The 20,866-nt window shown below is 66.0% G+C and carries 16 protein-coding genes and 1 pseudogene; 8 read left to right on the top strand and 9 right to left on the bottom strand.

Annotated features, from left to right (window positions below; translation table 11 throughout):
- Positions 1-3: 3 nt before the first annotated feature.
- The 5 genes from ACK6C6_RS13780 to ACK6C6_RS13760 are packed head-to-tail and all read right to left on the bottom strand — an operon-like array spanning position 4 to position 8,152.
- Entirely contained in the window at positions 4-975 is a 972-nt protein-coding gene (locus ACK6C6_RS13780) for a glycoside hydrolase family 43 protein (RefSeq protein ID WP_409267763.1), read from the bottom strand.
- Positions 972-2,282 (bottom strand): GDSL-type esterase/lipase family protein, encoded by a 1,311-nt coding sequence (locus tag ACK6C6_RS13775; RefSeq protein WP_409267762.1) that lies wholly within the window; start codon positions 2,280-2,282, stop codon positions 972-974. The genes ACK6C6_RS13780 and ACK6C6_RS13775 overlap by 4 nt, the downstream gene beginning before the upstream one ends.
- 10 nt (positions 2,283-2,292) lie before the next feature.
- On the bottom strand, positions 2,293-5,001 hold the full coding sequence (locus ACK6C6_RS13770; protein ID WP_409267761.1) for a Tat pathway signal sequence domain protein: 2,709 nt from the start codon (positions 4,999-5,001) through the stop codon (positions 2,293-2,295).
- Positions 5,002-5,003: 2 nt separating this feature from the next.
- Positions 5,004-6,224, bottom strand: a complete 1,221-nt coding sequence (locus ACK6C6_RS13765) for a DUF4861 family protein (RefSeq protein WP_409267760.1) — start codon at positions 6,222-6,224, stop codon at positions 5,004-5,006.
- Between the two features lie 29 nt (positions 6,225-6,253).
- Entirely contained in the window at positions 6,254-8,152 is a 1,899-nt protein-coding gene (locus ACK6C6_RS13760) for a rhamnogalacturonan lyase (protein WP_409267759.1), read from the bottom strand.
- A 250-nt stretch (positions 8,153-8,402) separates the two neighbouring features.
- Here ACK6C6_RS13760 and lldD point away from each other — a divergent pair, with 250 nt between their 5' ends.
- Entirely contained in the window at positions 8,403-9,536 is a 1,134-nt protein-coding gene (gene lldD, locus ACK6C6_RS13755) for an FMN-dependent L-lactate dehydrogenase LldD (RefSeq protein ID WP_409267758.1), read from the top strand.
- A 142-nt stretch (positions 9,537-9,678) separates the two neighbouring features.
- A pseudogene (locus ACK6C6_RS13750) lies at positions 9,679-10,838 on the top strand (IS30 family transposase).
- A gap of 77 nt (positions 10,839-10,915) precedes the next feature.
- On the opposite strand, the gene ACK6C6_RS13745 reads toward ACK6C6_RS13750, so the two are convergent.
- The 3 genes from ACK6C6_RS13745 to ACK6C6_RS13735 all read right to left on the bottom strand — a co-directional run bounded on the left by ACK6C6_RS13745 (position 10,916) and on the right by ACK6C6_RS13735 (position 13,471).
- Complete coding sequence (locus tag ACK6C6_RS13745; protein ID WP_409267757.1) at positions 10,916-11,326, bottom strand: DUF4279 domain-containing protein; 411 nt, start codon at positions 11,324-11,326, stop codon at positions 10,916-10,918.
- A gap of 222 nt (positions 11,327-11,548) precedes the next feature.
- Positions 11,549-12,010 (bottom strand): hypothetical protein, encoded by a 462-nt coding sequence (locus ACK6C6_RS13740; protein ID WP_409267756.1) that lies wholly within the window; start codon positions 12,008-12,010, stop codon positions 11,549-11,551.
- A gap of 135 nt (positions 12,011-12,145) precedes the next feature.
- Complete coding sequence (locus ACK6C6_RS13735) at positions 12,146-13,471, bottom strand: DUF3422 family protein (RefSeq protein WP_409267755.1); 1,326 nt, start codon at positions 13,469-13,471, stop codon at positions 12,146-12,148.
- A 493-nt stretch (positions 13,472-13,964) separates the two neighbouring features.
- On the opposite strand from ACK6C6_RS13735, the gene ACK6C6_RS13730 reads away from it, so the two are divergent.
- From ACK6C6_RS13730 to ACK6C6_RS13710, 5 genes are all read left to right on the top strand, one after another.
- Entirely contained in the window at positions 13,965-16,013 is a 2,049-nt protein-coding gene (locus ACK6C6_RS13730) for a TonB-dependent receptor (RefSeq protein WP_409267754.1), read from the top strand.
- A 4-nt stretch (positions 16,014-16,017) separates the two neighbouring features.
- The gene (locus ACK6C6_RS13725) at positions 16,018-17,154 is read left to right on the top strand and encodes a DUF1624 domain-containing protein (protein ID WP_409267753.1); all 1,137 of its coding nucleotides are present in this window, start codon (positions 16,018-16,020) and stop codon (positions 17,152-17,154) included.
- Between the two features lie 26 nt (positions 17,155-17,180).
- Complete coding sequence (locus tag ACK6C6_RS13720; RefSeq protein ID WP_409267752.1) at positions 17,181-17,891, top strand: YjjG family noncanonical pyrimidine nucleotidase; 711 nt, start codon at positions 17,181-17,183, stop codon at positions 17,889-17,891.
- Positions 17,892-17,996: 105 nt separating this feature from the next.
- Positions 17,997-18,404: a CopG family transcriptional regulator gene (locus ACK6C6_RS13715; RefSeq protein ID WP_209588469.1), complete on the top strand. Its 408-nt coding sequence runs from the start codon at positions 17,997-17,999 to the stop codon at positions 18,402-18,404.
- Positions 18,405-18,416: 12 nt separating this feature from the next.
- On the top strand, positions 18,417-19,514 hold the full coding sequence (locus tag ACK6C6_RS13710) for an alpha/beta hydrolase family esterase (RefSeq protein ID WP_409267751.1): 1,098 nt from the start codon (positions 18,417-18,419) through the stop codon (positions 19,512-19,514).
- 12 nt (positions 19,515-19,526) lie between these two features.
- Here the strand turns inward: ACK6C6_RS13710 and ACK6C6_RS13705 are convergent, their stop codons facing one another.
- Positions 19,527-20,462, bottom strand: coding sequence for a methyltransferase (locus ACK6C6_RS13705; RefSeq protein ID WP_409267750.1), 936 nt, complete (start codon positions 20,460-20,462; stop codon positions 19,527-19,529).
- Between the two features lie 182 nt (positions 20,463-20,644).
- On the opposite strand from ACK6C6_RS13705, the gene ACK6C6_RS13700 reads away from it, so the two are divergent.
- The gene (locus tag ACK6C6_RS13700; protein ID WP_209588466.1) at positions 20,645-20,833 is read left to right on the top strand and encodes a hypothetical protein; all 189 of its coding nucleotides are present in this window, start codon (positions 20,645-20,647) and stop codon (positions 20,831-20,833) included.
- The last annotated feature ends 33 nt before the right edge of the window (positions 20,834-20,866 follow it).

Raw genomic sequence — 20,866 nt, 5'->3', positions numbered from 1 at the left:
GGCTCAGGGCTTTGTCGCTTTGAGTTGGTCGACCAGGCTAACCGGCACGGCAAACGCCGTCCCATGCCGCACCCGCTGCTTGGTGCCGGCGTTCGGGAAGCGCAGCTTCGCGGTCACATCTTCCCAGTTCACCATGTCGCGCGTACGCAGCGCGCCGTAGTGCCCCGCCGTGTAGGCGTCGTAGTACACGATCACCTCGTCGCCCACCTGCAGCACGCTCGGCCCTTCGCTCCACAGGCCGGACGGCGTGATCGGCGCACCCAGCGCCCCGAACGGCCCCTCGAAGCTGGACGCCTGCGCCACCCGCAGGTGCTTCATCGGCGGATAACGGGTCTCGTCCTTCACCAGCAGCCAATCCTTGCCGAAGGCGTGCGCCAGCGTGGCGTCGATCACCGAGAAGCCCGGGTCGTAATACAGGCGCGTCGGCGTGAAGCTGACGAAATCCTCCGTCGTGGTGGCATAGATGCGGTGGTTGTATTTCTCCTCGCTCTTGCCCTCGGTTTCCGGGAAGCGCCCCGGGACCGTGGACGACCACAGGATCAGGTAGTGGCCCTGTTTAGCATCGTAGAAGAGCTCGGGCGCCCAGGCGTTCAACGCGGTCGGCTCGTGGCCCATCACCGGGATCTCGCGCTGGGGTGACCAGGTCAGCAGGTCGGGCGAGGAGGCGTAGCCGATGCCGCGGTCGTTCCAGCCGCTGGTCCAGACCATGTGGTACAGGCCGTCAGGCCCGCGCACCAGGCTCGGGTCGCGCATCAGCTTCGCGCCGCCCACGGTGGGCGTGAGGAAGCTGGCGCCGCCGGCGAGCGCTTCCCACTGGTAGCCGTCCTTGCTGGCGGCCAGGTGCAGACCGTCGGCGCCGTTGCCGATGAAGTAGGCGAACAGGTAGGCCTGTTTCTCCTCATTGCGCAGCAGCGGCGCGCAGCCGGCCAGCAGGGCGGCGCTTGCGATCGCGCCGAGGGCGGCGCGGCGCTTCATCGGGCGCTCCCGGTGCTGGAGACGCGCACCTCGCGGTTGCTCTCGTCGCCGGCCGGCCGCTCGGCCTTGCGGCCCGGGCTCGGCGGCACGGCGAAGGCGCTGACCGGGTCGGGCCTAGCCGGGTCGAAGGCGAAATCGTCGACCACGTGGCTGGCTACAGGTAGTTTCGCCTGGCGCATGCCGAGCACGATGGCCTTTGCCAGCACGTAGCTGCCGTAGTTGTTGTGGTGGGTATTGTCGAGGCGGTCCGGCGCGGGCAGGGCGAAAGCCGCCTTCGAGCCTTCGACGCCGAGGGCCGTATACATGGTCTGGCTCATCGCATGCAGGTCGATGAAGGGTACGTTCAGTTCCCGGGCCGACTGGCGCGCCGCTTCGGCGTAGTCGGTCAGGGTGAGCTGGATTTTCCCCGCCGGGTCGAAGCGGCGCCGTTCCATCGACGAGACGATGACCGGCAGCCCGCCCCGGGCGCGCACCATCTCGACGTGGGTCTTGATCTCGGCCTTGTAGGTAGTGAAGGGGCCGCCCTTGCCGGAGGCGATCTGCTTCTGGTCGTTGTGCCCGTACTGCATCAGGAGCGTATCGCCCGGCTTCATCTGGCTCAGGATCTTGTCGATGCGGCGCTTGGACAGCGAATCGCGGTAGGTCTCGCCCGACTGCGCGTAGTTGGCCACCGCCACCGAGGGCTTCAGGAAGCGCGGCAGCATCTGGCCCCAGCTGTTGTAAGGCTCGCCCGGCTGGTCGCTGACGGTGGAGTCGCCCAGCAGGAACAGGGTCGGCACCTCGACCTTCTTGATCTCCACGGTACGTACCGCCGGGCGGGCGCCGTTGAGTTCCAGGGTCAGGCGCTTGTCCCAGGCCCAGGCTTCGCTGACGGTCTCGCGTGGGACGTTGAGCTTCACTTCGCCCGCCGCGACGCCGTTCGCCGCCGGGATCTGCGGGGTGCGCACGTTCACGATGAAGCTGCGCTCGAGCTTCTGGCCGGGCGCGGTCTGCACGTTCTCGAGCGCCAGGCGGCGCAGTTCGGACTTGATGGTGGTGGTAGCCGGCTGGGTGTCATCGCCCAGGGTGACCGTCACGCGGTAGTTCCCTTCTGGGAGGTCGACCGAAAAATAGCTGCCCTGGGCCGCACCCGGCTCGAAGCCGTAGCCGCGGCCGGCGTCGTAGGTGGTGCTGGTGCTTACCGGGGTGTAGCCGGCCGGGGCCGCGCTGCCGAAGGCGAAGCGCTTCGCCTGGTCCGCCTGGGGCTGGGAAGCGCAGCCCGCCAGCAGGAGGGCGCCGATGGCGGCGCCGAGGATGGTCAATCGCATGTTCGTCCTTTCAAGACGCCGGCAGGGCGTCACCGACCAGTGCCAGGTTCTGGATCGCGGCCAGGCCCCACTGGGCGGTCTCGTTGGTGGTCACCCATGGCACCTCGTTCACCGGATTGAGCACGGCCGGACCGGCCACGCGCCGCGGCGCGAAGGGTGGATACGGCCGGTTGGCGCCGGCGAATTCCTTCCAGGCGCGCCGCGCCAGTTCGGGGTCCTTGCGCTTCCAGGCCGCGTAGGCCGTCATGCGCGAGTTGCCCTGGTAGATGGCGTCGGTGCCGCCGTGGGTCTTGCCCAGCCTGCGGCGCTGTTCCTCGGCGGGCGCGTTGTACAGTTCGCAGTACTCGATCCAGGCCTTCTCGAAAGCCTTGTCGCCGGTGAGGTTGATCAGCTCGTCGAAGATCTCGATGGCGCCGAACACCGCGTTCAGGTGCGAAGCCTTGACATCGGTGCCGATCATATTGTGCAGGCGTCCGGTTTCCAGCTCGTAGCCCATGCGCTCGGCGTTGAAGAAGCCGTGCGGCATGGCGGCGATGTCGCGCATGCCGGTCAGGATGCGGTCGCGGTACTTCGTGCTGCCGCTGCGTTCCCATTCGGTGAGCCAGTTGGCCACCAGCGAGGCCCAGTCGGTGCCGAAGCTTGCCCGCACCGGGAACTGTCCCTTGGGCGGCTGGTTCGGAAGTTTGCGCACCGGGTCGACCGCCTCCAGGCGCTGGTCGGCGTCGAGCGTTTCGCGCATGACGTCGCCGATGCGTTCGTCGGCGGTCAGGAAGTAGTACATGCGGCGGTAGACGGCGGTGCTGATGCGCACCTGCTTGGCACTGCAGCCCCAGTGCTGGACGTTGTGGCGCGTGCCCAGCCCGGCAAAGCGGCCCAGGTGGTAGGTGTCGACGTCGCTGGTGTGGCGCACCATGGCTTCGCCGACGCGGAAGATGTCGGCGCGGCCGGTACGCAGGAAGGAATACCACAGCCACAGGTCGGGCGAGAGTTCCGAGTTGGCCCAGGCATAGCCGCCGACGTCGTAGCGCCATTCGTGGCGGTCAAGATCGTAGGTATGGCGGAAGTCGCCATGGTCCCAGAAGCCATACCAGCGGCGCTGCTCGACTTCGTTGCGGTAGAAATCGAAGTGGGCATCCAGCCGGTCCTCGATATGCGCCTTTGCGGGCGTGGAGCGGTCGGGCAGGGACCACATGTTGCCGAACACGCGGGTGGCGAGGATGTGGGCGGGCGCCGCCACCAGTTGCGGCGGCGTCTGGACATGGGCCGCCATCTGCACCAGGCGCTCGCGCGCCGGCGTCGCGCCAAGGGCCCACAGGGTCAGCTCGCTGCTGCGCGCGACGCCGACCGGGGTGCCGAAGCCTTTTTCGTAGTCCTCGTAGGTGATGTCGAGGGCCTGCAGTTCTTCGGCGTGGGTGTCCATGCCCATGCCGTCGTGGTAGAAGCGCAGGTCCATGGCCGGCGCGTCGGGCGACCACATCCAGAGCGTGACCTGGGCTGCGTCGGTATGGGCATTGCGGATGTCGAGCTGGGTCGGATGGCGCTGCCAGAAGTCGCGCATGCCGAAGGCGACGCCGCCGGAGGCGCCGCCGATGTAGCCCAGGCCCGGCGCGCGCCGGCCCCATGCCGCGTCGATCCAGCCATGGCCGGCCTTGGTGCGCTTGCGGATGCGGAAGCTGTCGGCGGACAGTTGCGACAGGCTGTAGTCGCCCCAGGCCGGCACGTACTGCATGTTCTTGCGCACGCGCTCGGCGATCTCGGAGACTGCCACGCCCTGGCCCGCCAGTTGGGCCTTGCGTACCGCCTCGCCCGGGTCGCGCCGCAGGCCGGTGAGGTTGCGCACGCCCTCGGCCCACAGGCCGCCGCTGTTATCCTGTAACTCGCCGCCGAAGCGTACGTGGCGGTTGTGTTCTTCGTCCGTCATAGGCACGTCGAAGCGCAGGCCGATCCCGCGCACGAAGTCCTTCTGCTCGTCGCCGTCGAAGACGAAGGTGTGCATGATGCGCACCGACTCTGCACCTAGGTAGAAGTACAGGCGCACGGTGAAGGGCAGCCAGGCGCGGCTGCTCTTGACGTCGCGGTGCATGCCTTCGAGCTTGACCACGCTGCGCACCGGGCCGCGCTGTTCCAGCGTGACCTTGGAGAGCTGGCTTTCGTAGGCGCTCTGGCGCGTGCTGCCGTCCGGCTGGTCGTCGCTCAGCGCCACCAGCTTGCCGGCGCGCGCGATCTCGGTCTTGCCGCGCCGGATGCTGCGGATGATGTCGGCGCCCTGGCGCGGCACGACGCATTCGATGACGCCGGTGTCGATCACGATGGCGTCCGGGCTTTCCTTGACGGCCAGCCCCTGGGCGGGCAGGCGCGCCTTGCCGGGCTTGAGCTGCAGGCGTCCCGGCATCGCGCCCTGTGCCGGCAGGGCATGGGCGGTCCATTTCAGGGAACCATCCGGCCAGTAGGCGAGCGGCCAGCTCTGGCAGGCCAGTTCGCCGCCAGGGCTGGACAGGGCAAAGGCCTGGTCCTTGCGCAGGGCGCCGCGTGGCCAGGGCACGCCGAAGGTGGTGCCGGTCATGAGCGAGGGCGCGCCTTCCAGCCAGGACAGGTCGGCGATGGTCGGGGAGGACGGCGCGGTGGGTGCGGCGACGGCGCCGGCGGCGCGCATGCCGAAGGGCAGCGCGGCGGCCAGTGCGCCGGTCTTGAAGAAGCTCCGGCGGGACAGCGGGGCCATGCTCAATTCCCTTTGGCGAGGCTGACACTGACCGGCGCACGCAGGCGCGCCGCTTCCTCGGCCACGTGGCGCTGCCAATCGGCCTGGGTGGCGAAGGGGCTGCCGCGGGTCCAGGCGGCGCCCACGTGGTAGCTCAGCGGCTGGCCGGAGCTGACCGGTGCGATCACCAGACCGTTGCGTTCGTCGGCGGCAAAGCCCGATGCGCTCGGCACGATCACGGCGACGCCGAAGTCGCCGAAGCTGCGCTGGGTGACCCATTGCACCAGGCTGCCGTCCTTCTTGTTCTCGCTGAAGTCGACCTTGACTTCCTGGCCCTTGTCGCTCGGGCGCTTGTTCAGGCCCACGGCCGCGTTCAGGCTGGCCGGGCCCGTAAAGCTGAAGGTGCTGTCGATGCGGTCGAAGTAGCGGCCGGCGTCGACGGTGAAGCGCTTGACTTCCGAGACCTTGGTGCCCTGGGCGTCCCAGCCGTCGTAGTGCAGCTCGAACACGGTGCGTACCGGGCCGTTGGCCAGGATCTTCCATGTCTTGTAGTTGGTGCCGACAAACAGCTTTTGACCGTCCCAGATGCCGGTGCCGCCCGCTCCGCGGGTCGGCCCGACGTTGTACATGTCGATGCCTTCGCCTTCGTCGACGTGGTAGTGATCGTGGCCGATGTTATACCAGCGGTCGACGATGGGGTAGGGCACGCGCTTGAACCAGATGTCCATGCCGCTCGTGACCAGCACTTCCTTGTCGCTGCCGGCGGGTGCCGGAGCGGCGAGGGCCGGGCCATAGGTGCGGTGGGCCAGCTTGTCGTTCTCCCAGGCGAAGTCGTCGAGGCGTTCCTGCACGAAGCGCGCGTAGGTCTTGGCCGGGAAGGGAGCTACGGTGGCGCCGGCCTTCTCGATGGTGACCGTAGTGCGCTTCTCGCCCGCCTTGAAGGCGACCTGGAACAACAGCTCGCCGTAGCCGGCGCCGATCATCTTCGGGTCCTTGGCGGTGGGAGCGATATTGGTGACCTGGTAGGGCAGCACACGGCCGGCGGCGTCCTTGACCACCAGCTGCTGGTTCAGGGCCTGCGGCAGGGCCTCGTTGACCTTGGTCCAGGGGATGGCGATGGTCTCGGCCGGGCGGGCGATGTCCAGCGTGTGGCTGACGGTGACGGTGAGGCGTTCGGCAGCGTTGGCGCCGGTGGCGAACAGGGCTGCAAGGGCGATGGCGGACAGGGCGAAGCGAGTAGTCATGTCGGGATGCGCTTATCGAGATTGGTGACTTATTTGGACGAATGCGGCGGCGGGGTCATGCCTTCGCCGAGGAAGAAGCTGGGGTGGGGCGGCTGGTTGTAGCCGGCGTTCTGGGCCGCCACCTGCACCCGGTACTGGGCGTCGTGCATCAGGGTCGGCAGGCGGTGCGCGGTCGGCACGGTGGTGCTGAATACCAGCAGGGCGTCGTCCGTATTGCTGCGCCAGACGACTTCCTCGCGCCAGTCGCCGAACAGGTCGGCCGACAGCACCGGGTTGGCCTTGGTGCTGTTGTTGGACGCGCCGCGCAGCGGCGCGGCGTCCAGCAACAGGTCGAGGCGCTGGGCCTGCGGGTTCCACTTCTCGATCTTCGTGCCGTCGAGCGATTCGCGCAGCAGATCGCCGTCCCACCACAGGCCGAAATTGTACGCGCGCGGGCGCACCGCCGAGATCTGCTGGCCCTTGGCGTTGTACAGGCCGCCCGCCGGATTGGTGATGCCGCCGATCGCGGCCCAGCATTCGTTGCCCGGATGCGCGGCGTCGATGTCCATGCAGATGCCGCGGCCGACGTCGATGGTGCTCGGGATGCCCCACAGGACCTTGCCGGTGGCGGCATCGCGCATGGCGGCGCCGTTGCCGCGGTAGCACTTGGGCGATTCGTGCACCATGAAGACCTGCAGTCCCGGCAGGCTCGGGTCGTGCTTGCCCACGTGGAGGGCGTCGCCGTGGCACAGGTTCGATGAGTACATCAGCTTGCCGCTGCTGGCGATGGTGGCGGCGCCGTAGACGATGTCGTCGCGACCGTCGCCGTCGGCGTCGGCCACCGCCATCCAGTGCGCACCCTGGCCGGCGGCCTCGCCGTTACCGGGCGTGTCGCTGTCGAATACCCAGCGCTGCGTCAGCTTGCCGTCGCGCCAGTCCCAGGCCGCCAGCACGGCGCGCGTGTAGTAGCCGCGCGCGAACACCGCGCTCGGCTGCTTGCCGTCGAGGTAGGCCACGCCGCCGAGGAAGCGGTCGACCCGGTTGCCGCGGTTGTCGCCCCAGGCGGCGCCGTCGCCGCCGCGCGCCGGCGTATAGCCGGTGGTGGCCAGCGCCGCGCCGCTGCGGCCGTCGAACACGGTCAGGAATTCCGGACCAGCCAGGATGAAGCCGTTCTTGTTGCGGTAGTCGGCCTTGGCGTCGCCGATGACCTTGCCCTGGCCGTCGACGCTGCCGTCGGCGGTCTTCATCATCACCTCGGCGCGGCCGTCGCCGTCGAAGTCGTAGGCGAGGAAGGTGGTGTAGTGGGCGCCGGCGCGGATATTCCTGCCCAGGTCGATGCGCCACATGAAGCTGCCGTCGAGGCGGTAGGCGTCGATATAGGTCGAGCCGGTGTGACCGCTGTGCGAATTGTCCTTCGCATTGGTCGGCTGCCACTTGACCAGCAGTTCGTAGCGGCCGTCGCCGTCGAGGTCGGCCGCCGAGCCGTCGTTCACCTGGTAGCTGTAGGCCACACCGTCCGGCGTGACGCCATCCTGCGGCTTGCGCAGAGGGATAGTCAGGAAAGGCTGCTGCCAGGCGGCGACGGGCTTGGCGTCCTCGCCCGCTTCGGCATTGCCGCGCACTGCCCGCACGCTGTAGCTCGCCCCTGGAGCGGCGCCCTTGTCGACGAAGTTGGTGGCGGCCAGCGGCGCATCGTTGAGGCGCTTGCCGTCGCGGTAGAGGTTGAAGCTGGTGGCCGCGTCTTCCTGGCCAAGCAGGCGCCAGCTGACGAAGTTGCCGTCCTGGGTGTGGATCGCGACCACGCCGCGGTCGAGTCGTTCGAGCTGCTTGCCGGCGAGCTGGGTGACGGCGGGCGCCGTGCTCGTGGTCGCGCAGGCGGTGCAGGCAAGGGCCAGCATGCCGAGGGCGATGCTGCGCTTGCTGGTGTCGTTACAGGTCTTGGGTGCCATGGTGTCCGGGGTTGGGCGTCGAGGGTAGCTCATCCGAGTATTGGATGCCATGCCGACAGTGTCAACAATCGGGGGGTGTGGCGGGACATTTAATCAGGCGCTTGAGCGGATCCTGCGCCGTGTGAATACAGCGCGAGCGCTCCCTTGCGCTCAAGGCGCTGATCGAAGCATCAGTTGAGCAGAGCGGGATATGGACGCTCATGCGCATGCCAGCGTAGACTGTGCGGATTCGTTCTCTACCAGCCAGTCCATGATCATCTCGTCCGCCACCGATTTCCGAGAGGCCGCACGCCGCCGGCTGCCCCCTTTCCTGTTCCATTACCTCGATGGCGGCGCCGGCGCCGAGCAGACGCTGCGCAGCAACGTCGACGACTTGCAGGCCGTGAAGCTGCGCCAGCGCGTCCTGCGCGGCTCCGAGCAGCTGGACCTGGGCGTGCAGTATTTCGGCCAGGATTACGGCCTGCCGATCGCGCTGGCGCCGGTCGGCCTGACCGGCATGTATGCGCGCCGCGGCGAAGTGCAGGCGGTGCGCGCGGCTTGCAAGCGTAATATCCCGTTCATCCAGTCGACCGTGTCGGTGTGCCCGCTGGCGGAAGTGGCGGCCCAGGCCTCGAATCCGATCTGGTTCCAGCTCTACGTCCTGAAGGACCGCGGCTTCATGCGCGACGTGATGCGGCGCGCCTGGGAGCTGGGCGCGACCAATTTGGTGTTCACGGTCGACATGCCGGTGCCGGGCGCGCGCTACCGCGACGCCCACAGCGGCATGAGCGGCCCGAACGGCCCGCTGCGGCGCGTGCTGCAGGCGATGACGCATCCGCGCTGGGCCCTCGACGTGGGCGTGTTCGGGCGTCCGCACGATCTCGGAAACATCTCGGCCTATCGCGGCAGCGCGACCGGGCTGGCCGACTACATCGGCTGGCTGGGGGCGAACTTCGATCCGGGCATCAGTTGGCCCGACCTGCAGTGGATCCGCGACGAATGGAAGGGCAAGTTCATCGTCAAGGGCATCCTCGATCCGGAAGATGCGCGCGATGCGCTGGCCTTCGGGGCCGACGGCATCGTCGTGTCGAACCACGGCGGGCGCCAGCTGGACGGGGCGCCGTCCTCGGCCCAGGCGCTGCCTAGCATCGCCGCCGAAGTAAAAGGCAAGATGACGATCTTCGCGGACGGCGGCGTGCGCACCGGGACCGACGTGTTCCGCATGCTGGCGCTGGGCGCGGATGGGGTGCTGATCGGGCGGGCGTTTGTCTACGCGCTGGCGACGCAGGGGCAGGCGGGGGTGGAGCGGCTGCTGGCGATCATGGAGAAGGACTTGCGGACCAATATGGTGCTGACTGGGGTGCAGTCGGTGCGGGAGATTAGGCCGCACTTGCTGGCGAAGTGAGGCCGATCGGGGCAGGCGGCGATCATCGATGTGTGGCGTTTGCATTGCGGCGATCGGCCGTGGCGATGCCATCTACGTCCGCTATCGACCGTGGATTCAACTGGTGAACGCAACACTCTAAGACATATGGAGGAGTGTTCACATGAAGCGCAAACCTCGCATCTACTATTCGGACAGCCAAAAGGCACTGATGTGGGAGCGATGGCGGCAAGGCGACTCGCTTCAAAAGATTGCCCAGCTGTTTGACTGAAACCACTCGTCAGTTGAGAGGATCTGGCCGAATCAGGCGGAATATGTCCAGCAAAACGATGTCGGTCCCGCCTGGCGCTAACGCTGGCTGAGCGTGAGGAGATATCGCGTGCGGTTGTGGCTGGCCAGTCGATCCGGTCCGTCGCCGCCAAGCTCGGGCGAGCACCGTCAACAGTCAGTCGCGAGATCACGCGCAACGGTGGCCTGGGCGGCTACCGGGCCGCGCAAGCCGACCAGCGTGCATGGGATCGAGCGCGACGTCCCAAATCATGTAAGCCCGTTACGAATCCAAAGCTGGCAGCTATCGTCGCCAGCAAGCTGCAAGTCCAATGGTCACCGGAGCAGATTGCTGGTTGGCTCAAGCAGGCCTACCCGAGTGACGAGGACTATCACGTGTCACACGAAACGATCTACCGCAGCCTCTATATTCAGGCCTGCGGTGCACTGAAAAAGGAATTGCTCGACCACCTGCGACGTACCCGGGATATGCGGCGCTCGCGCCATTACACGCAAAAGACAGGTGAGCACGGCAGGATTACTGACACCGTTTCGATCAGCGAACGTCCTGCTACGGTCGAGGATCGCGCGATACCTGGCCACTGGGAAGGCGACCTGCTTTTTGGCAGCCATAACAGCCAGATTGCTACACTCGTAGAGCGCCAGACCCGCTATGTGATGCTGGTGAAGGTAGCCGGCAAAGACACCGAGTCGGTGGTCAATGCGCTCATCATGAATGCACGAAAGCTACCTACAGAGCTCTACAAATCGCTGACATGGGATCGAGGCAAAGAGATGGCTGACCACAAGCGCTTTACCCTGGATACCCATATCCAAGTTTATTTCTGCGATCCCCACCATCCTTGGCAACGCGGATCGAACGAAAATACCAACGGGCTGCTACGGCAGTATTTCCCGAAAGGACTGGACCTTTCCACGTACTCCCAGGAGAATCTCGACGAGGTTGCGAGGCTGCTGAACGAGCGCCCACGCAAGACGCTCAACTACGAAACGCCAGCACAGCGGTTTAACAAATGTGTTGCGAGCACCGATTGAATTCGCAACCCAAAGCAGACATACGTTCTCGATACGTTGCTACCGGCATCTCACCGATTACGACATCAGCCTAGTTGCTAATTCCTGTACATGTCGATATCGACCGTGGCACCGATCGCAGCTAAGAAATCCAAAACACGTCGCTCAAAGCCAAGTGCAGGCATCGAAGCGGCTTCATCCTGATCTATCCAAAGCACGACTTGGAGCTCGGCTTCAAGGCCAAATTTCTTTACTGCTTCGGCGATCTTTGATTCAAACGGTGCAAGCCGAAACACTAGGTCGTTTGACAGTGCATAGACATCAACGACCGCAGCTTCAACTGTGCCGAGAGAGAACTTCCAAGCCGAAGTTCTAGGTAAAGGCACCTGAGGATTGCACTCACCTTTACGCTTAACTCGCGTAGCCTCCAGGCCGATGAAATTGCTTACCTCATCCGGCTCAAAGCTGTCTCCGTAGAGTCCAAGGTAGACTTCGCCCGTGCTTGTCATGGTCCTATTCTCAATACGTTCATGTCCGCTTCTGGCCGATTGCTGCCGTCCAGGTAGGGCCGCTTACGATCCAGAGCGAAGTTTATCTAGACCAGTGTATCTCAGCAGGATTGCAGACAAGAACCTTCCCTGCCTCGGCCTGTCGCATTTTTTGGCATTATTCAATGGAATTGACAGGGTAAGTCGCTATCTGATGCAGAGTGCGTCGTCAAAGCCGCGACGTTATATATTGGGCCAGCCCACCGGCCATTGTTCATGGTGGCTCCGTATGGCCCTGTATGTCGAGTCACCCGTCCTGATTTCGCTAGTACAGTTGGCCGCAATCTTAAAAAATTCGCCTTTATCAATAGGCTTACCGTCTTTTCCAATGTAGAAGCTGCTTCGAGGGCTTGGTGGTGCAGGAACACGCGCCAGTTCAATAACGACTGACAAAAGTGCTGACGACAGCTCGGTGATGGGGATGTTGTGCTTTTGCTTGTCCTGCAGCAGCCACCCATTAAGTTCATGTGCAATCGAGACCGAACTGATAGGACTGCCATTAAAATTGCATTTTGCCTCTAACACGTCAATATCGAGAACGCCAGAACCAAGGGTTTGAAGTTCAACGTAAGAATTCGTCAGCCGCCAGCCGCAGAACATCGCACAGAAAGTTTCAGCGGCGTGATTCAACCTTTTGCGACCCATTTAAGATCTTCCATCAACGTTAATTCGAGCAAGGCGCGCGAGTCTCAAACGACCGCTTCTGGCCGATGGCAGATATCGCAACGGCTCAGTGTACGGTCTTATTGCGCTTGCAACAAGAACGGAACGGTCGAGCTCCTAATGCCCGCGCCGCCCAATCCGCTGATGCACCCGCCGCTGCGCCACCCACACCCCGACCGCCACCACCGGCACCAGAATCCCCAGCATCAGATCCGGATTGATCGGCACCCCGGCCGCCTTGGCCGCCTTCCCCGCATAGCCGAGCAGCCCGACCAGGTAGTAGGAAATCGCCGCCACCGATAATCCTTCAACCGCAAGCTGCAGCCGCAACTGCTGCGCCGCGCGCGCATTCATCGATTCCAGGATGCGCCGGTTCTGCAGCTCCTGCACGATGCCGACCCGGGTGCGCAGCAGGTCGTTGGTGTCGGCGATGCGGCGCGCCAGCGCGTCCTGGCGCGCGCTGACCGCGGCGCAGGTCTGCATCGCAGGCGCCAGGCGGCGTTCCATGAATTCCTCCACCGTGGGCGTGCCCTCGATGCGTACTTCGCGCAGCTCCTCGATGCGCGCCTTGACCAGGCCGAAATAGGCCTTCGAGGCCGAGAAGCGGTAGCCGTTGTCGAGCACCAGCTTCTCCAGCCGGGCCGCCAGCCGCGTGATCTGCCCCAGCAGGCGCTGCTCGTCCTGCGCGCCATGTTCGACGGGCGCCATGTCGGTCGCCACCATGGCGCTGGCCAGCGAGGACAGCTCCGCTTCGATCGCGTCCAGCTCGATGCCGACGGTGCGCGCGGCGGGCAGGCCGAGCAGGGCCATCATGCGGTAGGTTTCGATTTCCAGCACCCGCTGCACCAGGCGTCCGCCCTGCAGGTGGCGCATGCCGAGGTCGCGGATCACAAAGCGGCTGAAGCCGTCGGACTGGATCGCGAAATCGGTCCACAGCTCGGCGCCCTGCATCACCGAGGAACCGGCCAGGCCGTTGCGCTCGAACACCGAGGGCAGGCGCGAGGCGTCGGCCGCGCCCTTGACCAGCGCCACGTGGGCTGCCGCCATCAGGCTGCCTTCCAGGCTGGCCAGCCAGCTGGCGGGCAGGAAGGACAGGGGTACGTGGGAGAAGGCCTCGTACGCTCCCATGTCGGGCGGGAGCGGCGTGGTCACCGTATAGGTGGCGAACTCGGTATGGCATTCCCACTTCAGGCGGAAGCTGCCGAAGTCATGGAAGAAGTGGCTGCTGCCCGGGCCGGGCGCGGCGACGCCGAAGTGGCCGCACAAGCTTCCCAACAGCTGGTGCTGGGAATGGCGCCCTGGCGGACCGGCTTGCCCGCCGTGATAGACCGCGAGGTGGGTGATCGCCTCGGGCGCGTCGAGCCGCATGAACGGGCGCGAGTGGAGTTCGGCGGCGAGCGGCACCCGCAGGGGATGGTTCAGCGATACGTTGAAGTCTCTCACTCGACGCTCTCTCGGTAGTAGTGAAGTATTCCTTTTCGCTATTCTGTCATTACTTGACGTTTTGTGCACTGCATCAAATGATTAACATCGAACACTCAGGAGCTTGAGCGGAAAGTGTTGGAAATGATCATCAGACATGGCTTTTACTCACCCGGCTCAGTTTCCTGGGTTGCGTTCCTGCACATGCTTTGAGCACGGTCAGGCGGCCAGCGTTTAGCGGCGCTTTCATTTCTAGGCGAACTCATCTGTCAGCATTTCGTCAGACGCCCGGCCGAGGATCGATCTGTCAAGCCCGCACCATTCTGGTGCAATTTGGCAATCCATCCAGGAGGAAAACATGACTACCCGCAGCTTCCTGCGCCGCAGTTTTCACAAGACTTGGACCGCGATCCGCATCCGGGTGCTCCCGGCTTGCGCCATACGCTAACGGTTGAGTCGATAACGAGAATGCATTATCATTAGTGCCTTGTCCCTGCCCCGAGGTGCCCGATCCATGAAATACCCCTTCCTGCCGATGCTGCTGGCCTTGTCCCTGTCCAGCCAAGCCGCGCTCGCCGACGATCCCGTGATGGTGATGGGCGAAGTCCGGGTGAGTGCCCAGCGTCCGGGCGGAGCGCTGCTGTCGAACAGCGTCATGAGCTCGGTCGACGTGCTCGGCGCCGACAAGCTCGAAGACAAGAATGTCGCCAACAGCTGGGAGCTGCTCGGCCAGTTGCCCGGCATGCAGCTCACCGAGACCCGCATGGGCGCGGAGTCCGGCAAGGCGAGCTTCCGCGCCTTCAATGGGGAAGGCTATATCAACGGCATCAAGGTGCTGATCGACGGCGTTCCCAGCAATGTCAACAGCGGCAACCAGCGCTTCATCGACATGGTCTTCCCGCTCGAGGTGGACTACATCGAAGTGGTGCGCGGCACCAACGATCCGCGCTACGGCCTGCACAACATCGGCGGCAACATCAACTTCGGCACCCGCCAGGGCGGCAACTACCTGGACGGGCGCGTGAGCGTCGGCAGTTTCGCCAGCCGCGAAGCCCAGCTGGCGCTGGGACGCGAGCGCGGCAGCCTGGCCCAGAACTACTTTTTCGCCAAACAGCAATCGAACGGTTCCCGCGCGCACAGCGGTTCGGACAAGTACACGGTGGGCGCCAAGTGGTTCCTGAGTTCGCCCGACAAGGCGCTCAAGGCCGGCCTGGTGCTGCGCAGCTACCGCCACGATGCCGAGGAACCGGGTTTCCTCACCGCGCAGGAGCTGGCCGCCGACCGCCGCCAGTCGCCCGCCAAGAACGCCAACGACCTCAGCGAGCGCGATATGCGCCATGCGAGCGCCCACCTGGACTGGCAGCTCACGCCGCAAACCTTCTGGAGCAACAAGCTGTACTACAACCGCTACCTGGACGACCGCCGCGTCACCTTCACCAGCAATCCAGCGGGCACCGCGCCGCGCCAGCGGCGCCTGTGGGACGAGGCCCAGACCGGCTTTCTCAGCACGCTGACCTGGCGCGCCCATGCCGCTCTGGCGGTCGAGAGCGGCATCAGCGCCGAGCGCCAGGACAACGCCTACCGCCGCCTGCGCTACAGCTTCGCGCTGCCGACGAATTTCACCACGCCGGCCGCCGTCCAGAACGACGACAGCTATACCCTCGACAATACCGGCGCCTACGTGCAGGCGGTCCTCAAGCCGCTCGCGTCGCTCAGGATCATCCCGGGCTTCCGCCTGGATAAGTTCAGCGGCGGCTTCCTGAACAATGCGAATGGACTGCGCGCGCGCCTGCAGGACTATGGCTGGATCCGGCAGCCCAAGCTCAGCATGGTCTACAGCCCGGCGCAGGAACTGAGCCTGTACGCCAACTGGGGGCGCACGTTCCAGATCCTGACCGGTTCAGGAGCGCCGGCCTACCTGACCCCGGGACAGGAAGGCTTCGCGCCTTCGATCAATACCGGCAAGGAGCTCGGCGTCAAGTTCAAGCCGGCGCCCGGGGCCGACCTGCGCATCGCGGCCTGGCAGCAGGACGCCACCGGCGAGGTGGCCAACATGCCGGCCACCGGCACTACGGTCGGCCTGGGCGAGACCCGCCGCAAGGGGCTCGACCTGCAGGTTGCAAGCCGCATCGGCGAGCGCGTCGACCTGACGTTCTCGCACTCGCTGCAGAAAGCCGAAGTGGTGAGCGCGTTTACCGCCGACGGGGTGTCGCTGGCCGGGAAGGAGGTATTTCACACGCCGCGCCACATCACCAACCTCGGCGCCGACTATCATCTCTCGGAGCGCTGGCGCTTCGGGCTGCAGGGACGCGCGCAGGGCAGCTACTACATCGACAACGCGAATGCGCTCGGCAAGTTCGGCGGCCTCGTGCTGTTCGACGCGAGCGTGCGCCATCAGCTTTCCCGGACCGTGAGCCTGGACCTGCAGCTCAAGAACCTGGCCGACCGCCGCCATGCCTACGCCTGGTACGACAACTTCTTCTGGCCTGCCGCCCAGGCCCAGCCGATGTTCTCGGCGGGAGCGGGGCGCGCCGCCTACCTGTCGCTGAACGTGAAGCTGTAAGGCCATGACGAAGCTGCTCCATTCCCGCATCATGGGCATCGACGCGCTGCGCGGCCTGGTGATGGTGTTCATGCTCGCCGACCACGTGCGCGAGACCTTCCTGCTGCACCTGCAGGTGTCCGACCCGATGGACGTGGCGACGACATCCGGCCCGCTGTTCGCCTCGCGCCTGCTGGCGCACCTGTGCGCGCCGGTGTTCGTGTTCCTCACCGGACTGTCCGCCTTCCTGTACGGAGCGCGCCAGCAGGACAGCGCAGGCGCGGCGGCAAGCTTCCTGTGGAAGCGTGGGCTGTTCCTGGTGATGCTGGAACTCACGGTCGTCAACTTTGCCTGGACCGCGAGCTTCCCGCCCAAGGTGATCTACCTGCAGGTGATCTGGGCGATCGGCCTGTCGATGCTGGCGCTTGCGGCGCTGGTGCGGCTGCCGCGCGCATTCCTGATCGCGCTCGGCCTGGCGATCGTCGCCGGCCACAACCTGCTGGATCCGCTGCACTTCGCGCCCGGCCATCCGCTGCACGCCATCTGGGCGGTGCTGCACGAGCGCGGCTGGCTGGAGTTCGGCGACACGCTGCGCCTGCGTACCTCCTATCCGGTACTGCCCTGGATCGGCATCATCTGCCTGGGCTATGCCTGCGGGCCGTGGTTCGGCGCAAGCTTCACGCCGCAGCGCCGCGCAAGCCGACTGCTGGGGTGGGGCATCGGAGCCCTGGTCGGCTTCCTGCTGCTGCGCACGGCGAACGTCTACGGCGACCGGCCGTGGAGCGCCGGCGCCACCGCAGTCGACGCGGTGATGGGCTTCTTCAACGTCACCAAGTATCCGCCTTCGCTGCTGTTCACCGCGCTGACGCTCGGAGCGGGCCTGTTGCTGCTGCGCGCGCTGGAAAGCCGGCAGGGAGCGCTCGTGAAACGGCTGGCGGTGCTGGGCGCGGCGCCGATGTTCTTCTACATCGCCCACCTGTACGCGCTCAAGCTGCTCTTGATTGCCGTTTCCGCATTCGACAAGGACGCGGCCCGCTTCGACGGGGTAGGGCCGGTGTGGATCGTGAGCGCGCTGCTGTGCGCGGCGCTGTATCCGGCGGTGGCAGCGTTCGCACGGCTCAAGGCACGGCGGCGCGACATCGCCTGGCTGAAGTACCTGTAGGCCGCCGCATGCTACCATCGGGGCTTATGAAACACCGATTATTCCTGTTCGACCTGGACGACACGCTCCTCGACTTCAAGGCCTCCGAACGCCTCTCCTTTGTCCGTACGATGGGCCAGCTCGGGTTGCAGGGCGAGCTCGAACCCTTGTTTCAGCAGTACCAGGCGATCAACCTGGCGCTCTGGCGCGCCTTCGAGGCCGGCACGGTATCGAAGGAGCTGCTGAAGGTCGAGCGCTTCCGCCAGACCTTTGTCGGCAATGGCCTCGACCTGGACCCGGCGAAGGCGAGCAGCCTGTACCTGGAATCCCTGTCCGAGACGGTGGTGCTGGTCGACGGTGCGCAAGCGCTGTGCGAGAGCCTGGCCGCTTGTGGCGAGGTCGGCATCATTACCAACGGCGTGCACCACATCCAGCACCGCCGCATCGCCAGCTCGGGATTGAAAGGGCACATCTCCTTCGTCGCGACGTCGGAAGCCTGCGGCCACGCCAAGCCGGACAGCCGCTTCTTCGAATTCAGCGCCCGGATGGCGCGCGCGCGGCCTTTCGCCAGGCACGAGACCGTCATCGTCGGCGACCGCCTGGACGCCGACATCCTCGGCGCCAACCGGTTCGGGATCGACAGCTGCTGGTTCAACCCCGGCGGACTGGCCAACGACAGCTTTGCGCTGCCCAGCTGCGAAGTCAGCGCCCTGGACCAGGTCGTTCCCGCGCTGAGGCAGCTGGCGCTGGCCGCCTGAGACTTTTTGGCAACACAAAGCGCCGGCATCCGTGCCGGCGTTTTTTTGCGCCGCAGGTCTTGCAATACTCCCGTTATACTCCATCTGGAGTATAAGGAGAAGATAATGCACCCAACCGTACGTGTTCCCGAGAGTGAGAAAGTCACCGTCAACGTCGGCCTGGTCGATCTGGCCCAGGTCGACCTCCTGATCAACGAAGGCTTTTATTCGAACCGGACCGACTTCGTCCGTACCGCCCTGCGCAACCAACTGCTGGCCCACGCCGACGCGCTGCGCCAGATCGTGGTGCGCAAGCGCTACGTGCTGGGGCAGCACCGCTATACCCGCAAGGAACTGGAGGAAGTGGTCGCCAGCGGCCAGCGCCTCGAGGTCCACGTGCTGGGACTGGCCGTGATCGAAGACGACGTGACGCCGGAACTTGCCGGTGCAGCGATCGCCTCGGTCCAGGTCCTGGGCGCCTTCATCGCGTCGCCCGCCGTCAGGCAGGCGCTCGCCGACCGTATTCACACATAGAACAGGATTCCCATGAAACCCATCGACGAATTCGTGCGCCAGATGATGGCCTCGGCCGAGCGCGTCCGCGCCGGCGACCCCGGCGCCGCCACCGACGTCATCCAGCGCGCACTGCAGCAGGCAGGGCTGATGAGCCCCGCGCCAGGCGCCGCGCCGCCGGACGCGCCCACCATCATCGATCTCAACCCTGCACCCGCCGGGAAAGGGGCGCAGCCCAGGCCGAAGGCGCGCAGCGGCTGGAAGCGCCAGCCGCACGCCCCCGCCGACCTCGGTCCGGGCCGCTTCATCGACGGCAGCTTCGCCTGCCCGGAAGGCCGACGCCGCTACAAGCTGTACGTGCCGGCCGGCGCCGCCGAGGAGCCGCGCCCGCTGGTGGTGATGCTGCACGGCTGCACCCAGAATGCCGGCGATTTCGCCGCGGGCACGGCGATGAACACGCTGGCCGAGGAGCACGGCTGCCTGGTGCTGTATCCGGAACAGGACCGCGGCGCCAACCATAACAGCTGCTGGAACTGGTTCGAGCCGGGCCAGCAGCGGCGCGGCTGCGGCGAGCCGGCGATCCTGGCCGCCATGACGCGGGAGATCGTCGCCGAGCATGGTGCCGACCCGCGCCGCGTGTATGCGGCGGGCCTGTCGGCCGGCGGGGCGATGGCGGCCATCCTGGGCGCCGAGTATCCGGAGCTGTTCGCGGCGATCGGCATCCATTCCGGCCTGGCGGCCGGCAGCGGCAAGGACATGATCTCGGGCCTGCATGCGATGAAGCATCCGAAGGCGGCAGCAGCAGCCGGGCAGGGCGTGCCGGTCATCGTGTTCCATGGCGACGCCGACCACGTGGTCCATCCCGGGAACGGAGACGCGGTGCTGCACCAGTTCAGCGGTGCGCAGGCGGGCAGCCTGCAGCGCGAGCGCCAGGAGGGCAATGCCGGCGGGCGCCGCTTCACCCGCAGCTGCTGGCGCGACGCGCAGGGCCGGCGCCTGGCCGAGCACTGGCTGGTGCATGGGGTGGGACACGCCTGGGTCGGCGGCAAGGCGGCCGGTTCGCACACCGACGCCAGCGGACCGAGCGCCTCGAGCGAGATGCTGGCTTTCTTCCTCGAGCACGGCCGCTAACGCGGTTTCTCCTCAGCGCTTGATCGCGTGCAGCCACACCGCCGCGATCCGCTCCGCCTCTTCGTAGCCGGGCTCCCCCAGCTGGCCGCCGAAGATGTCCGGGTCCAGCTCTTCATAGCTCCAGTGGTCGCACTGGGCTTCCAGCTCGGGCCGGATCGCTTCCAGGAATTCGTCCTGCGCGCCGGTGATCGCCACGCCCGTGTACAGCATCAGGTTGCCGCCCCGGCGCAGCCGTCCCAGGCTTTCCTTGACGATGCGCACCGACAGCTCGGCGCCGCGCATGCCGCCGCCGTGGCGGTAGGGCAGTTCGCTCGGGTCGAGCACGTAGGGCGGGTTCGACACGATCAGGTCGAAGTCGCCGTCCAGGCTGTCGAACAGGTTGCTGTGGCAGGCATGCAGGTTGGGCAGTTCCGCCAGCCGCGCGTTCACCACCGTCAGCGCCAGCGCGCGCGTATTGATGTCGGCGCCGACTACCTCGGCGTGCGGGAAGTGGCGCGCGATCGCCAGCGCGCCGGCCCCGCCGCCGCAGCCGATGTCGAGCGCCCGCACCGGACCGGAACCGAGCCAGGGAAAGGCGCGTCCCATGGTGCCGACGAAACGGTAGGTATCGGGACCGAAGAACACGGCGTCGTCGTCGTCCGTGGGATGGGCCGAGTGGAAGACCAGCAGTTCGCCCAGGCTCGAGGCGCGCAGCGTCGAGCGCAGCAGGGCGCCGTCGGGCGCGACGATGCCGGCCTCGCGCATCAAGTCCAGCAGTTCGGGCGCCACGTCCTCGGCGGCGAAGGGCCGGCTCCAGCCGAAGATGCCGCGCAGGTCCTGCGCCCGTTCGTTGCCGGGGCGGCGGTTGATGCGGCGGTGCGTGGACGGAGTCACCGTGACGAAACGGTAGTCGTGCTCGCGCAGGTAGCGGCCGAGGGCGACGAGGGCATTGGCGTGTGGACTTGTCATGCCTGCCAGCGTCGCATACCGTATCCGGTGCTGCTGTGCGCCAGCTAACGCTGATCGTGAGCTTGGCAATGGGAAATTGCTGCGCATATGTGAACATGCGAACAGTCCGACACGGCAGGGGTGTCCATACTCGATCACACGGGGGCGGCACGGCCGCCTGGCCCGACAACAGGGAGGGGAACATGGCGAACAGGAACGGGATCGAAGGGCCGCTCGGCCGCGTGGAACGTGAAGTCGCCCGCGAACGCCACGAGCGCGCCCTGCACGACGAGGTGCGCAGCGGGCTGGCGCCGCTGGAAGAGGAATTCCGTCTGAAGGATGCGCGCGAGCGCGCCGACAGCAGCAACTTGAAACGGCATCAGGGGCGCTGATGGCGCCGCCAATGGCCATGAGGAGAACAGGCG

It is taken from the genome of Massilia sp. BHUDP2, assembly GCF_046236355.1.
Taxonomy (GTDB): Bacteria; Pseudomonadota; Gammaproteobacteria; order Burkholderiales; family Burkholderiaceae_D; genus Telluria; species Telluria varians.
The sequence above is the reverse complement of the archived record's forward strand: the minus strand, read 5'-3'. Positions and strand labels throughout refer to the sequence as shown.